This is a genomic window from Pseudomonas sp. BMW13, assembly GCF_013357275.1.
Taxonomy (GTDB): Bacteria; Pseudomonadota; Gammaproteobacteria; order Pseudomonadales; family Pseudomonadaceae; genus Aquipseudomonas; species Aquipseudomonas khazarica.
This window is the reverse complement of record NZ_SUKD01000029.1, coordinates 13,717-28,719: the sequence shown is the minus strand read 5'-3', so window position 1 is coordinate 28,719 and position 15,003 is coordinate 13,717. Positions and strand designations below refer to the sequence as shown.

Here is a 15,003-nt window from a genome sequence, read left to right as displayed (position 1 = left end):
CGTGCGCAACCTGCTGGAAAAGATCCAGAGCCGCCTGGACGACCTGAACAAGGCTGAACGCAAGGTCGCCGAGGTGATCCTCTACGACCCCCAGCAGGCCACCCGCTTCAGCATTGCCGCTCTCGCCCAGGCTGCCGGGGTCAGCGAGCCGACGGTCAACCGCTTCTGCCGCTCCTTCGGCGCCAACGGCTACCCGGAACTGAAGATGCAGCTGGCGCAGAGCCTGGCCAGTGGCGCCGCCTACGTCAGCCGTGCGGTGTCCGCCGACGACGGCCCCGAGGCCTACACCCGGAAGATCTTCGGCAGCACCATCGCCTCGCTCGACGCCGCCTGCCAGAGCCTCGACGCACAGCACGTCAGCCGCGCCGTCGACCTACTGATCCAGGCGCGGCAGATCCACTTCTTCGGCCTCGGCGCCTCGTCCTCGGTGGCGCTGGACGCACAGCACAAGTTCTTCCGCTTCAACCTGGCTGTCTCCGCCCACTCCGACGTGCTGATGCAACGCATGATCGCCTCGGTGGCGCACACCGGCGACCTGTTCGTGATCATTTCCTACACCGGGCGCACCCGCGAGCTGGTGGAGGTCGCCCGCCTGGCGCGCGAGAACGGTGCCTCGGTGCTCGGCCTCACCGCCGCCGGCTCGCCACTGGCCAAGGCCAGCACCCTGAGCCTGGACATCCCGCTGCCGGAAGACACCGACATCTACATGCCGATGACCTCGCGCATCATCCAGCTCACCGTGCTCGACGTGCTCGCCACCGGCGTCACCCTGCGCCGTGGCGTGGACTTCCAGCCACACCTGCGCAAGATCAAGGAGAGCCTCAGCGCCAGCCGCTACCCGGCGGACGAGGAACCGCTGTAAGGCGTTTGCAGGAGCGGGCCGGCATGCGATCCGTGCCCTCCTGGAAAAAGCATCGCCGGCAAGCCGGCTCCTACGACCCGGGTACGCAGCGCTACACGCAGCGGCTGCGCACCCGACCCGGCCAGCGGCGCTTCTGCTAGGCTGGCCGACTTTTCCGAACCTGCCAGGAAACACACCATGCAAGCCCTGATCACCCTCAGCCGCTTCATCGGCAACACCTTCGCCGTCTGGGTGCTGCTGTTCGCCATCGCGGCCTTCTTCCAGCCCAGCTGGTTCCTGCCGCTGACCGCCTGGATCGTCCCGCTGCTCGGGCTGATCATGTTCGGCATGGGCCTGACCCTCAAGGCTGCCGACTTCCAGGAAGTCGCGCGCCGGCCACTGGCGGTGCTGCTCGGCGTGGTGGCGCAATTCAGCATCATGCCGCTGCTGGCCTGGGCGCTGTGCCAGGCCTTCGCCCTGCCGGCGGAAATCGCCGTCGGCGTGATACTGGTGGGCTGCTGCCCGGGCGGTACGGCCTCCAACGTCATCACCTGGTTCGCCCGTGGCGACCTGGCGCTGTCGGTCTCGATCACCGCCGTGACCACCCTGCTCGCCCCGCTGGTGACGCCCGCGCTGATCTGGCTGCTGGCCTCGGAATGGCTGCCGGTGTCCTTCAGCGCCATGTTCATTTCCATCCTCAAGATGGTGCTGCTGCCCATCGTGCTCGGCCTGGTCGCCCAGCGCCTGCTGGGTGAGCGGGTGAAGACCGCCGTCGAGGTGCTGCCGCTGATATCGGTGGTGAGCATCGTCGCCATCGTCGCGGCGGTGGTGGCCGCCAGCCAGGGCAAGATCGCCGAATCCGGCCTGCTGATCATGGCCGTGGTGATCCTGCACAACGGCATCGGCCTGGGCCTGGGCTACCTGGCCGGACGCCTGTTCGGCATGTCGCTGGCGCAACGCAAGACCCTGTCCATCGAGGTCGGCATGCAGAACTCCGGCCTCGGCGCCGCCCTGGCCAGCGCCCACTTCAGCCCGCTGGCCGCCGTGCCCAGCGCCCTGTTCAGCGTCTGGCACAACCTCTCCGGGCCACTGCTGGCAACCCTCTACCGGCGCATGGGCCAGGGCACAGGCACGCACAGCGACTGAGCCCAGCACTCGCACCAATCCGGGGCGCCTTGCCCCGGACGCGCCGATATGCACAATAATGGCGCACGCGAGGACGACCTCCACACCCTGAGCCCAGGGTGGCTCATCCGGGGACGGCCCCTTCAGTCACCCCTGGAGGCTATATGTCCTGGATCATCCTGCTGCTCGCCGGCCTGTTCGAAGTCGGCTGGGCCATCGGCCTGAAATACACCGACGGCTTCACCCGCCCCCTGCCCACCGCCCTGACCGTCTGCGCGATGCTGATCAGCCTCGGCCTGCTCGGCCTGGCCATGAAGGAACTGCCGCTGGGCACGGCCTACGCCATCTGGACCGGTGTCGGCGCCGTGGGCACGGTGATCGCCGGCATCATCCTGTTCGGTGAGTCGATGGCCCTGCTGCGCCTGGCCAGCGTGGCGCTGATCGTCTGCGGGCTGATCGGGCTCAAGTTGAGCCATTGAGCCCGATCAGCCCGGCGGGAGGTGCTTCAGCAGCGCGGCGCCGCCTGCATGACTGCAGCCCTCCCCCCTGAATTCAGATCAACGCCAGTCCCCGCGCAGCTCCGCCACCTGCGCCTGCAGCACCTCGCGCCTGGCGTCCTGCGCGGCGACGGGCTGGCCCGCCACCAGGCACACCCGCGACCACAGACGCTTGAACAAGCCCTTGTGCGGGTCACGGCTGAAGAAGCTGCCCCACAGGCCCTGCAAGGCCATGGGGATCACCGGCACCGGGTTCTCGTCGAGAATGCGCTCGACCCCGGCCTTGAACTCGTCGATCTCGCCATCGGTGGTCAGCTTGCCCTCGGGGAAGATGCACACCAGCTCGCCATTGCGCAGGTACTCGGCGATCTTCTTGAACGCCGCGTCGTAGATCAGCAGGTCCTCGTTGCGCCCGGCGATCGGCACGGTGCCGGCCGTGCGGAAGACGAAGTTGAGCACCGGCAGGTCGTAGATCCGGTAGTACATGACGAACCGAATCGGCCGCCGCACCGCACCACCGATCAGCAGTGCATCGACGAAGGACACGTGGTTGCACACCAGCACCGCAGCGCCTTCGTCAGGGATCGCCTCGAGCCCCTTGTGCTCGACCCGGTACATCGAATGCCCGAGCAGCCAGATGAGAAAGCGCATGCTGAACTCGGGGACGATCTTGAAGATGTAGCTGTTGACCGCGATGTTCATCAGCGACACCACCAGGAACAGCTGCGGAATCGACAGCCCGGCGACGCTGAGGAAGAGAATCGCGACGATGGCCGAGACCACCATGAACAGCGCATTGAGGATGTTGTTGGCAGCGATCACCCGCGCCCGCTCGTGCTCCGCCGTGCGCGACTGGATCAGCGCATACAGCGGCACGATGTAGAAGCCGCCGAACAGGCCGATGCCGAGGATGCAGCCGAGGATCCACCAGGCCTGGCCATGCCCCAGCAGCGCCAGCCAGTCATGCGGCGCGGCGCCCTGCGGAAAGCCGCCGGAGAACCACCAGAGCAGGATGCCGAACAGGGTCAGGCCGATGGAGCCGAACGGCACCAGGCCGATCTCCACCTTGTGCCCGCTCATCCGCTCGCACAGCATCGACCCCAGGCCGATGCCCAGCGAGAACACGGTGAGGATCAGCGTCACCACGCTCTCGTCGCCGTACAGCCACTCCTTGGAGTAGGCCGGAATCTGCGTCAGGTAGATCGCGCCGAGAAACCAGAACCAGGAGTTGCCCACCAGCGAGCGCGACACCGCCGGGCGCTGGCCCAGGCCGAGTTTCATGATCACCCAGGACTGGCGGAAGATATTCCAGTCCAGCTGCAACTCCGGCATGGCCGCCGAGGCCTTGGGAATGCCCTGACTGGCCAGGTAGCCGAGCAACGCCACCCCCACCACCGAAGCGGCGACGATGGGCGCGTAACTGCTGCTGGCCATCATCACCCCGGCACCGATGGTGCCCGCGAGGATCGCCAGGAAGGTGCCCATTTCCACCAGCGCGTTGCCCCCCACCAGCTCCTGCTCCTGCAGGTGCTGCGGCAGGATCGAATACTTCACCGGACCGAACAGCGCCGACTGCGTGCCCATGGCGAACAGCACGCCGAGCATCAGCGGCAGGCTGTCGAGCAGCACCCCGGCAGCCCCGGCGAGCATGATGAAGATCTCGGCGAGCTTGATCTTGCGGATCAGCGCGTCCTTGGCGAACTTCTCGCCGAACTGGCCGCCCAGCGCGGAAAACAGAAAGAACGGCAGGATGAACAGCAGCGCGCAGAGATTGACCAGCAGATCGCGGTCGACGCCTGTGTTGAGCTTGAAGAGGATGGCGAGAATCAGCGACTGCTTGAAGATGTTGTCGTTGAAGGCGCCGAGCAATTGCGTCATGAAGAACGGCAGGAAGCGCTTCTTGCCGAGCAGGGCGAATTGCGATTGTTGGGTCATCGTCCATGGTCCTCGCGGGGGTTGGTTTGCCCGCACAGGCATTTGACTGCAAATACCCTCCAGAAAGCCACAGCGCAAATGCGAACGCCTTGGCGATCACGCGGAGCCGCAGGGCGAATGTCGCCTCTCACATCCACCAGCACCGTAGGGTGGATGTCGCCCTTTACATCCACCAGAGCGATGGATCGCTGAAGCGCGCCCCATCCGTGCACGGCCCGAAAAACGCGCAAAAAAAACGGCAGCCCAATCGGGCTACCGTTCTCGAACTCGGAGAAAACGTCAGCGCCTCGCACTGACTACAACCTCACCTGCATTCCCTGAGGAATGCAGGCGCAGTCTGACAAAAGCCCGGGGCAACGTCCGTTTAGCTTTGTTAACTGCCTGCAAAGAAATGTAAACGATGGATGACTGGACAGTCCGTCGCGCGGCACAATCGCGGCCATGAATGCCTACCACCCCGCCTGCTGCAGCCCGCTCGACGACCACGACCCACTGCCCCGCCCGCTGGCCGGTGCGCAGCTGATCAGCACGCGCTTCGACCCCACGCAGCTGGCCGCCGACGACTTCCCCCGCTGCGCCATCGCGCCGGTGCGCGGCGTGGCCAAGCGCCAGGCCGAATACCTGGCCGGGCGTCTCTGCGCCCGCGAAGCCCTGCGCCGCGTGACCGGCAACGCCCAGGTACCGGCCGTCGGTGACGATCGTGCGCCGCAGTGGCCGTCAGGCGTCGCCGGCTCGATCACCCACGGTGACAACTGGGCCGCCGCGCTGGTCGCCCCGCGCAATCGCTGGTGCGCCCTGGGCCTGGACGTGGAACGCCTGCTGCCGACGGAGCGCGCCCTGCGTCTGCAGGGAGAGATTCTCACCGAGGCCGAGCTGCAGCGCCTGCAGCCTCTGGACGACGCGGCCCGCGCCCTGCGTATAAGCCTGACCTTCTCGCTGAAGGAAAGCCTGTTCAAGGCGCTCTACCCGCTGACCCTGACGCGCTTCTATTTCCACGACGCCGAGCTGCTCGAGGCCGATCACGACAGCGCCCGCCTGCGCCTGCTGATCGACCTGCACCCGGACTGGCGCACGGGCGCCGAGCTGGAGGGCCAGTTCGCCCGGTTCGACGACAGGCTGCTGAGCCTGGTCGCCGTGGCGGCCTGAGCGCCCTACTCCCCCTGACGCCGTGGCCACACCAGGCTGAAGCGCGCGCCGCCGAGGCTGTCGCTGCAACCGATCTGCGCCCGACCGCCATGCCAGTAGATGATCCGCCGCACGATGGACAGGCCGAGGCCGTGCCCGCCGGAGGCCCGCGTGCGACTGTCGTCGAGACGCAGGAAGGGGCTGAACAGGCGCTCCCAGGCCTCTTCCGGCACGCCCGGACCATCGTCCTCGACATCGATCCGGCAGCGTTTGTAGCCCACCTGGCAACTGATCAGCACACGCCCCTCGGCATGACGCATGGCGTTGCTCACCAGGTTCTGCAGGGCACGGTGCAGGTAGCGCGGTTCGGCTTCGACCCAGCACACCCCGCCCGCCTGCACACTGAGCACCGCGCCGCACTCCACGCGCACCCGATTGCTCAGCGGCGCCAGCTCGTCGATCACCTGGTCGATCAGCGCCTTGAGCTCCACCTGCTGGAAGTTCAGCGCCGGCGAGCCCTGCTCCAGGCGCGCGTAGGTGAGCATCTCGTCGACCAGCTTGTCGAGGTCCTGGATGTCGCTGTCCATGCCCTCCATGTACGTGCTGCGCGCCGCCTCGTTCGGCGCATCGGCGATCATCTCCAGGCCGAAGCGCAGGCGCGCCACCGGCGTGCGCAGCTCGTGGGACACCGCCCGCACCAGCTCGCGCTGGGTACTCAGCGAGGTCTGCAGGTGCTCGGCCATGGCGTTGAAGCTGCTCGCCAGGCGCCCCACCGAGTCGGCGCCACGCGCCGGCACACGGGCATCCAGGCGGCCACTGGCAATCCGCGTGGCGGCGCCCTCGAGCCCGCGCAGGCGCTGCTCCAGGGAGCGCACCAGCAGGTAGACGATCAGGCCGATCAGGCTCAGCCCCAGCGCGCCGATCAGCACCAGCAGCTGCGGCGGATAGGGATTCATCTGGTACAGCGGGCCGATCTCCAGCACCCAGGGCGTGTCGACGATGCCGGAGAAGACATAGATCGAGTCACCGCCCTTGCCCAGCGCCATCACCGTGTCGCCCTCGTCGATCCGCCGACGCTGATCGAGGTCGATGCTGGCATCCTCCAGCTGCACCAGTTGCAGGTCGAAGCCGAACTGCTTGTCCTCCTTCAGCTCGGCCAGGCGGCGCGGCTGTTCGTCCACCGGATAGCGCACCAGTTCGTCGATCAGCAGGTAGTTGGTGGCCCGCGCCAGCTGCTCGCTGACCTGCTGGATCTCGCCGGTCAGCAGCAACGGCTGCTTGCCGTCGAGCAGACCATAGACCCTGGCCGAGTGCGGCCCGGTCTGCTGCACCAGCACGTGGCCGCGCTGCAGGCGATTGCGCTCGCGGCTCTCCAGCGCCACGTCGCTCATCGCCTGCAGCTCCAGGGGAATGCCGAGCAGCCGTGACCACACGACCAGGGCGCGCCGGCGCTCCACCTCGTTCATCGGCAGCAGGTTGTCCGCCATCAGGCGAAAGGTGCCGCGTGCCAGGCTTTCACGGTACTGGTCGGCGCGCACCTCGTTGACCAGGTGCAGCGCGCCGACGCCGAGCAGCGCCACCAGCACCAGCGCGGCGAGCATGCCGCCGTAGATACGCAGGAAGATCGAATTCATGGGCGCCCGGTCAGTTGCGCACGACGGGCGCCACGTCGCCGTGCGGCAGCGCCTCGGCGGCTTCGGCGACGAACAGGTAGCCCTTGCTGCGCACCGTCTTGATCAGGCGCGGGTGCATGGGGTCGTCGCCGATCTTCGGGCGGATGCGCGAGATGCGCACGTCGATGGAACGGTCCTGGCCGTCGTACTCGATGCCGCGCAGGGCGTTGAAGATCTCCTCGCGCGAGAGGATGCGCCCGGCGTTGACCGCCAGCAGCCAGAGCAGGTCGAACTCGGCGCTGGTCAGCTCGATGCCCTGTTCGCCGAGCCAGGCCTCGCGCATGGCGCTGTCGATGGCCAGCGGGCCGAACTGCAGGCGTCGTGGCTGGCCTTCGTCGCGCTCGCCCTCCGCGCCTTCGCGCCTTCGCAGCAGCGCCCGGATGCGCGCCAGCAACACACGCGGGCGCACCGGCTTGCACACATAGTCGTCGGCGCCCATCTCCAGGCCCAGCACCTGGTCCATGTCGTCGGTGCGAGCGGTGAGCATCAGGATCGGTCCCTTGTAGCCCGCACGCACCTTGCGGCAGATGCTCAGGCCGTCTTCGCCCGGCAGCATCAGGTCGAGGATCACCAGGTCCGGCTGCTCGGCGAGAATGCGCGCGGCGGCACGGGCGCCATCGGCCTCGATGGCCACGCGCAAGCCGTTGCCTTCCAGATACTCGCGGGTCAACTGCGCCAGGCGTTGGTCATCCTCGACGATCAGAATCTGCCACGCTTCTTGTTCCACACCCTATCCCCTTTCGCATGCCGGCCAGTGCCGCAACCACAGCGGCCATTCTAGGGGTTGTCAGCACCTCGGTGCGAGCGGCAAACCAGGCTCCTGCGCCGCACGCCAGGCGCTAGCACAGCACATGCCAGGATCACTACATATAGTGTTAGTCTGTGCGGCACCGGGCAGCTTCGCCAACGCGTGCAAATCCTTCCGTCAGGAGCGACGAACGGTCATCGGCAGCCAGAGCCAGAGAACACGGGCGCTTGGCCCGGCACACCCACAAGGCACTCACATCTTATCCACAGGTTGTTCTTTTCCCGGCGCCTTGCAATGCCTCAAACAGCGCACTATCTTGTATCCCTATCGCGCGACACCCACCAGATGTTGGGTCACAACGAAAAACTGGACACTACAAGAACGCATCGCGCAAGCCCTTTTCACAGGGTTTTCCAGGTATTTCGTTCAAACGTTTTGCACGACCCGGGCCTGGCCCGAGTCATGGCCACGCCGCATCGCTCGACGATACGCGTGAGCAGGCCGGACAGTGAACAGATTCAGCTGTCGACCACTATATGTAGTAGGTGAGGTGCCGTAATGCCTCGCCAGACTTATGCGCCAGGACGGCACTTCAAGTCGTGCCCACCCTGCCAGTTCTTGCGACACCCCGTGCCCGGCCTCGCCTGCCGCGTGCGGAACAGTTGTTAATGGAATGAACGGCGGACAAGGCGCGGCATCTACTGTCGTGACGTCCAACCAGAAAATTACAGAACACGGAGATCTCCATGCATACCGACACCACTCGCGAGAACCCGCAGGCCGTGGCGCCGCAGGCCGCCGACTCCTCCCAGGATCTGGCAGCCACCGCGCCCGGCCAACTGCGCGTGATCAAGCGCAACGGCACCGTCGTCCCCTACACCGATGACAAGATCACCGTTGCCATCACCAAGGCGTTCCTCGCTGTGGAAGGTGGCACCGCCGCCGCCTCGTCGCGTATCCATGACACCGTCGCGCGCCTGACCGAGCAGGTCACCGCCACCTTCAAGCGCCGCATGCCGTCCGGCGGCACCATCCACATCGAAGAGATCCAGGACCAGGTCGAACTGGCCCTGATGCGCGCCGGCGAGCAGAAGGTCGCCCGCGACTACGTGATCTACCGCGAAGCCCAGGCCAACAAGCGCAAGAGCGCCAACGCCGGCAGCGACATCGCACAGCCGCACCCGAGCATCCGCATCACCACCGCCAGCGGTGAACTGCAGCCGCTGGACATGGGCCGCCTGCAGACCATCATCCGCGAGGCCTGCGAAGGCCTGGCCGAGGTCGACGGTTCGCTGATCGAGCGCGAAACCCTGAAGAACCTGTACGACGGCGTGGCCGAGAAGGACGTCAACACCGCCCTGGTGATGACCGCCCGTACCCTGGTCGAGCGTGAGCCGAACTACAGCTACGTCACCGCCCGCCTGCTGATGGACAACATCCGCGCCGAGGCCCTGAGCTTCCTCGACATCACCAGCAGCGCCACTCACCACGAGATGGCCGACCTGTACGCCAAGGCCCTGCCGGCCTACGTCGACAAAGGCGCCGAGTTCGAGCTGCTCGACCCGAAACTGAAAGAGTACGACCTGGAGAAACTGGGCCGCGCGCTGAACCACGAGCGTGACCAGCAGTTCACCTACCTCGGCCTGCAGACCCTGTACGACCGCTACTTCATCCACAAGGACGGCATCCGCTTCGAACTGCCGCAGGTGTTCTTCATGCGCGTGGCCATGGGCCTGGCCATCGAAGAGCCGAAGAACCGCGAAGAGCGTGCCATCGAGTTCTACAACCTGCTGTCCTCGTTCGACTACATGGCGTCGACCCCGACCCTGTTCAACGCCGGCACCCTGCGTCCGCAGCTGTCCTCGTGCTACCTGACCACCGTGCCGGACGACCTGTCGGGCATCTACGGCGCCATCCACGACAACGCCATGCTGTCCAAATTCGCCGGCGGCCTGGGCAACGACTGGACCCCGGTGCGCGCGCTGGGCTCCTACATCAAGGGCACCAACGGCAAGTCCCAGGGAGTCGTGCCCTTCCTCAAGGTGGTCAACGACACCGCCGTCGCCGTCAACCAGGGTGGCAAGCGCAAGGGCGCGGTCTGCGCCTACCTGGAAACCTGGCACATGGACATCGAGGAATTCCTCGAGCTGCGCAAGAACACCGGTGACGACCGTCGTCGTACCCACGACATGAACACCGCCAACTGGATTCCGGACCTGTTCATGAAGCGCGTCTTCGAAGACGGCAAGTGGACCCTGTTCTCCCCGAGCGAAGTACCGGACCTGCACGACCTGACCGGCAAGGCCTTCGAAGAGCGCTACGAGTACTACGAAGCCCTGATCGAGTACGGCAAGATCAAGCTGTACAAGACCATCCAGGCCAAGGACCTGTGGCGCAAGATGCTCTCGATGCTGTTCGAGACCGGCCACCCGTGGCTGACCTTCAAGGACCCGTGCAACCTGCGCAGCCCGCAGCAGCACGTCGGCGTGGTACACAGCTCCAACCTGTGCACCGAGATCACCCTGAACACCAACAAGGACGAGATCGCCGTCTGCAACCTGGGTTCGGTCAACCTGGTCAACCACATCGTCGACGGCAAGCTGGACATCGAGAAACTCGGCCGCACCGTCAAGACCGCTGTACGCATGCTCGATAACGTCATCGACATCAACTACTACAGCGTCGACCAGGCGCGTAACTCCAACTTCAAGCACCGTCCGGTCGGCCTCGGCCTGATGGGCTTCCAGGACGCCCTGTACCTGCAGCACATCGCCTACGGTTCCGATGCCGCCATCGACTTCGCCGACAAGTCGATGGAAGCCATCAGCTACTACGCCATCCAGGCCTCCTGTGACCTGGCCGACGAGCGCGGCAGCTACAGCAGCTTCGAAGGTTCGCTGTGGAGCAAGGGCATCCTGCCGCTGGACTCCCAGCAACTGCTGATCGAAGCCCGTGGCCAGAAGTACATCGACGTCGACCTCTCCGAGTCGCTGGACTGGGCGCCGGTGCGCGAGCGCGTGAAGAAAGGCATTCGCAACTCGAACATCATGGCCATCGCGCCGACCGCGACCATCTCCAACATCATTGGCGTGTCGCAGTCCATCGAGCCGACCTACCAGAACCTGTACGTGAAATCGAACCTCTCCGGCGAATTCACCGTGATCAACCCCTACCTGGTACGCGACCTGAAGAACCGCGGCCTGTGGGACCCGGTCATGGTCAACGACCTGAAGTACTACGACGGCTCCGTGCAGCAGATCGAGCGCATCCCGCAGGACCTCAAGGACCTGTACGCCACCGCGTTCGAAGTGGAAACCAAGTGGATCGTCGACGCCGCCAGCCGCCGCCAGAAGTGGATCGACCAGGCGCAGTCGCTGAACCTGTACATCGCCGGCGCTTCGGGCAAGAAGCTGGACGTGACCTACCGCATGGCCTGGTACCGTGGTCTGAAAACCACCTACTACCTCCGTGCCCTGGCTGCCACCAGCACCGAGAAGTCCACCATCAACACCGGCAAGCTCAACGCGGTATCCGCCGGTGGTGACGATGGCTTCTCGGCCAAGGCCCAGGCCCCTGCCCAGCAGGCCGCCCCGGCCCCGGCGCCAGTACCGAAAGCCTGTGCCATCGACGAACCCGACTGCGAAGCTTGTCAGTAAGGCTGACGCGTGGATCTGAGCGGCATTCGCGGCGTTACCTGCTAGAGCGGCCCCCATCACGTACATGCGTACGCTCAGGGGCTCCACTCCAGCAGGTGCCTTGCGACTACTCGCTCAGCTGCACGCTCGAAGGTCTGCTGCAGTTCTAGAGCAAAGCATCATTAAGTCCCCTCTCCCGCTTGCGGGAGAGGGTCAGGGAGAGGGCAAGGCTCTTCCGTAGGAGCGGCTTCAGCCGCGAAAATCGCGGATAAATCCGCTCCTACCCAAACCTTGCCCCTCTCACAATTTCCCGCCCCTCCTCCTCCGGGACGAGCGGCAACGGTCAGCCAGCAATCCACCGCCTGCTGACCAGCGGTACCCGATCACCCTTGCGCGCACCACGCAACGGAACATAATTCAAATTATCTGTATATCCATACAGGCCGGTACATTCGCCGGCCCTCACGCAGGAGCCAAGCCATGCTGAGCTGGGATGAATTCGACAAGGAAGACGGCGCCGAAGCAGTCGCCGCAAGCAAAGCCACCGCACAGAGCGCCAGCACCAACTTCGACAAGCTCGACAGCGAAGCTGCCGGCTCGGTCGAAGAAGCGCGCGCCGTTGACGCCAACGACTCCGACGCCGTCGCCCGCGCCAAGAAGGCCCTGAACGACCTCGACATCCAGGAAGGCCTGGACGACCTCGAAGGCGCCGCCGCGCGCGTACAGGTCGGCGACAAGCAGATGATCAACGCCCGCGCCGACCTCAACCAGCTCGTACCCTTCAAGTACGACTGGGCCTGGCAGAAGTATCTGGATGGTTGCGCCAACCACTGGATGCCGCAGGAAGTGAACATGAACGCCGACATCGCGCTGTGGAAATCCACGGACGGTCTCAGCGAAGACGAGCGCCGCATCGTCATGCGCAACCTCGGTTTCTTCTCCACCGCCGACAGCCTGGTTGCCAACAACCTGGTCCTGGCCGTGTACCGCCTGATAACCAACCCCGAGTGCCGCCAGTACATCCTGCGCCAGGCCTTCGAGGAAGCGATCCACACCCACGCCTACCAGTACTGCATCGAGTCGCTGGGCATGGATGAAGGCGAAATCTTCAACATGTACCACGAGATCCCGAGCGTCGCGAAGAAAGCCTCCTGGGGCCTCAAGTACACCCGCTCGATCTCCGATCCCAAGTTCCAGACCGGCACCCCGGAAACCGACCGCCAGTTCCTGCGCAACCTGATCGCTTACTACTGCGTACTGGAAGGCATCTTCTTCTACTGCGGCTTCACCCAGATCCTGTCCATGGGCCGCCGCAACAAGATGACCGGCACCGCCGAGCAGTTCCAGTACATCCTGCGCGACGAATCCATGCACCTGAACTTCGGCATCGACGTGATCAACCAGATCAAGATCGAGAACCCGCACCTGTGGGATGCCCAGATGAAGGACGAAGCGACCCAGATGATCCTGCAGGGCACCCAGCTGGAGATCGAATACGCGCGTGACACCATGCCGCGCGGCGTGCTGGGCATGAACGCAGCGATGATGGAGGACTACCTCAAATTCATCGCCAACCGCCGCCTGACCCAGATCGGCCTGAAGGAAGAGTACCCGGGCACCACCAACCCCTTCCCGTGGATGAGCGAGATCATGGATCTGAAGAAGGAGAAGAACTTCTTCGAGACCCGAGTGATCGAGTATCAGACTGGTGGGGCGTTGAGCTGGGATTGATTCCTGGGTCTGGACCGTTAGGAACACTCAAAAGCGCTTTGCCTGGATATGGATGTTCAGCCTAGCGAGAGAAAATGAAAGCCCCGCCTCGTGCGGGGCTTTTCTATTTCACGATCCAGCCAATCAAGGATATTTCGATATGACGAGTATCAAAAGGCATGCAGTGCACAACAGGTGACAGATCAAACCGATGATTGAAAAGGGGCCATGCCTCAGGTACGAAAGACCGCTGAAACACGCCCTGCTCAAGCTACTCATTCAGCCCATACAGAATGTCTGCAGTGGGAATCTGCAGGACGCCTGAACGGTACGATTTGAAGCCATAAGCCGTAGCTGTATACACGCAGGGAACGAACTGCTTGCCCTGTAGAACAAGCCGCAACTCATCACCCTTCAGCGCACGCATACTTCGCCCGCCATTGAGGCTTTCATAGAAACTCAATGCCGACCTGTATACCCAGGTATCGCCATGCCGCACCGCTTGAGTGACCGGAACCAAACCGCTGGCTGAATATTGATCGGCTTCATGGTCCATGGAAACTTCACCACCCTCGAGCGAACAGCGAAGCATGCTGCTTATAGGGCGTTTGTTTTGTTCAAAGACATTCAAAAAATTGACAGTCGATGAAAAGCTCACTTCATACAATGATGTATTCCCCTCACGACTACCCTTAAAATAACCAAGCTCCGCAGGAGGTGAATCGTAATTTCTTGCACACCCTAGAAAGAGCAGCGCAACAACCAGCCAAAGACATTTAGACACGACAGCCACCGTCTATATAACTAATGATGGACTCGAATAGGATATCAGCGAGTAGCCGGACAATTCCTAACTGCGGATGAAAAGAGCTTCATCCACCCGACGCAGGAATACCTGCTCGCGTAATTTGTAGGGTGGACAACGCGAAGCTTGTCCACCAAGGTTCATGCCATCGTCAAAGCGAGTAGCCCGAACCATCGCTGATGGTGGATGAAAAGAGCGTCATCCACCCTACGCCAGCAGACTACGCAGAGCGTCACAGCCGGGCCACCACACCGCAGCCCTGAAAGCTATCGGGCGGCCATGGTTGTTGATGGAGAAACACTGCAGCACACTAAACACTCATCGTAAGGAGACGACGAAAGTGCAGGACACGCCCGGCCAAATCCCCTTGATCATCCTCGACGTTCAGGACGCCATCGATCAGCCCGTCTGGAATGACAAAAGTCACCCCGATTACCTGTCCGTCATCCAACGCCTCCTGCAATTCTGGCGCTCGAACGGCTGGCCAGTTCTTCACGTAAAGCACGATGAAAAGACGCCCACCTCCAGCTATTACCTTCATGGCCCCTGGAATGGCATCAAAAAGGAAGTCGCGCCGACAGAGGGCGAAGCCGTCATCATCAAGAATGAAAACTGCGCATTCATCGGCACCCGGCTGGATGCTGTTTTAAAAGGAATGCAAGCAAAACGTATCGTTCTAACTGGCGTTGTGATCCATAACAGCATGGATGCCACGGTCCGCGCCGGAAAAGCACTCGGGTACACCATCATCCTCCCTTCGGATGCCACGACCGCGGTACCTGTCATTGGACCAGATGGGACCGGCTGGGATGCCTCGACCGTTCATGCGCTGACGCTGGCCATACTGGGCGCCGAATATGCCGAGGTCATGTCATCAGACACGTTGATCACACAACTCAGCCAATGACG

General features: G+C 63.7%; 11 protein-coding genes. 7 read left to right on the top strand and 4 right to left on the bottom strand.

Annotated features, from left to right (window positions below):
• Window position 1: 1 nt before the first annotated feature.
• From E4487_RS20320 to sugE, 3 genes are all read left to right on the top strand, one after another.
• Window positions 2-862, top strand: a complete 861-nt coding sequence (locus E4487_RS20320; protein ID WP_172979226.1) for a MurR/RpiR family transcriptional regulator — start codon at window positions 2-4, stop codon at window positions 860-862.
• A 177-nt stretch (window positions 863-1,039) separates the two neighbouring features.
• The gene (locus E4487_RS20315) at window positions 1,040-1,987 is read left to right on the top strand and encodes a bile acid:sodium symporter family protein (protein ID WP_037056404.1); all 948 of its coding nucleotides are present in this window, start codon (window positions 1,040-1,042) and stop codon (window positions 1,985-1,987) included.
• Between the two features lie 143 nt (window positions 1,988-2,130).
• Window positions 2,131-2,445 (top strand): quaternary ammonium compound efflux SMR transporter SugE, encoded by a 315-nt coding sequence (gene sugE, locus E4487_RS20310; RefSeq protein WP_037056406.1) that lies wholly within the window; start codon window positions 2,131-2,133, stop codon window positions 2,443-2,445.
• A gap of 78 nt (window positions 2,446-2,523) precedes the next feature.
• Here the strand turns inward: sugE and E4487_RS20305 are convergent, their stop codons facing one another.
• Complete coding sequence (locus E4487_RS20305) at window positions 2,524-4,398, bottom strand: MFS transporter (RefSeq protein WP_150605921.1); 1,875 nt, start codon at window positions 4,396-4,398, stop codon at window positions 2,524-2,526.
• A gap of 441 nt (window positions 4,399-4,839) precedes the next feature.
• Here E4487_RS20305 and E4487_RS20300 point away from each other — a divergent pair, with 441 nt between their 5' ends.
• The gene (locus tag E4487_RS20300) at window positions 4,840-5,544 is read left to right on the top strand and encodes a 4'-phosphopantetheinyl transferase (RefSeq protein WP_175254232.1); all 705 of its coding nucleotides are present in this window, start codon (window positions 4,840-4,842) and stop codon (window positions 5,542-5,544) included.
• Window positions 5,545-5,549: 5 nt separating this feature from the next.
• Here the strand turns inward: E4487_RS20300 and E4487_RS20295 are convergent, their stop codons facing one another.
• Window positions 5,550-7,157, bottom strand: a complete 1,608-nt coding sequence (locus E4487_RS20295) for an ATP-binding protein (protein ID WP_134677206.1) — start codon at window positions 7,155-7,157, stop codon at window positions 5,550-5,552.
• A 10-nt stretch (window positions 7,158-7,167) separates the two neighbouring features.
• The gene (locus E4487_RS20290; RefSeq protein ID WP_175254231.1) at window positions 7,168-7,923 is read right to left on the bottom strand and encodes a response regulator; all 756 of its coding nucleotides are present in this window, start codon (window positions 7,921-7,923) and stop codon (window positions 7,168-7,170) included.
• A 767-nt stretch (window positions 7,924-8,690) separates the two neighbouring features.
• Between E4487_RS20290 and E4487_RS20285 the strand changes: the two genes are divergently transcribed.
• Together E4487_RS20285 and E4487_RS20280 are read left to right on the top strand one after the other, a co-directional pair.
• Window positions 8,691-11,600, top strand: a complete 2,910-nt coding sequence (locus E4487_RS20285) for a ribonucleoside-diphosphate reductase subunit alpha (protein WP_175254230.1) — start codon at window positions 8,691-8,693, stop codon at window positions 11,598-11,600.
• Window positions 11,601-12,059: 459 nt separating this feature from the next.
• Window positions 12,060-13,310, top strand: a complete 1,251-nt coding sequence (locus E4487_RS20280; protein ID WP_037056419.1) for a ribonucleotide-diphosphate reductase subunit beta — start codon at window positions 12,060-12,062, stop codon at window positions 13,308-13,310.
• 250 nt (window positions 13,311-13,560) lie between these two features.
• Here the strand turns inward: E4487_RS20280 and E4487_RS20275 are convergent, their stop codons facing one another.
• Window positions 13,561-14,073, bottom strand: a complete 513-nt coding sequence (locus E4487_RS20275; RefSeq protein ID WP_175254229.1) for a hypothetical protein — start codon at window positions 14,071-14,073, stop codon at window positions 13,561-13,563.
• Between the two features lie 361 nt (window positions 14,074-14,434).
• On the opposite strand from E4487_RS20275, the gene E4487_RS20270 reads away from it, so the two are divergent.
• Window positions 14,435-15,001, top strand: coding sequence for an isochorismatase family protein (locus E4487_RS20270; RefSeq protein ID WP_134677203.1), 567 nt, complete (start codon window positions 14,435-14,437; stop codon window positions 14,999-15,001).
• Window positions 15,002-15,003: the final 2 nt, after the last annotated feature.

Coding starts and splice junctions, on each gene's coding strand:
- E4487_RS20305 (WP_150605921.1), bottom strand. CDS start 4,398: ATGACCCAACAATCGCAATTCGCCCTGCTCGGCAAGAAGCGCTTCCTG.
- E4487_RS20295 (WP_134677206.1), bottom strand. CDS start 7,157: ATGAATTCGATCTTCCTGCGTATCTACGGCGGCATGCTCGCCGCGCTG.
- E4487_RS20315 (WP_037056404.1), top strand. CDS start 1,040: ATGCAAGCCCTGATCACCCTCAGCCGCTTCATCGGCAACACCTTCGCC.
- E4487_RS20285 (WP_175254230.1), top strand. CDS start 8,691: ATGCATACCGACACCACTCGCGAGAACCCGCAGGCCGTGGCGCCGCAG.
- E4487_RS20280 (WP_037056419.1), top strand. CDS start 12,060: ATGCTGAGCTGGGATGAATTCGACAAGGAAGACGGCGCCGAAGCAGTC.
- sugE (WP_037056406.1), top strand. CDS start 2,131: ATGTCCTGGATCATCCTGCTGCTCGCCGGCCTGTTCGAAGTCGGCTGG.
- E4487_RS20300 (WP_175254232.1), top strand. CDS start 4,840: ATGAATGCCTACCACCCCGCCTGCTGCAGCCCGCTCGACGACCACGAC.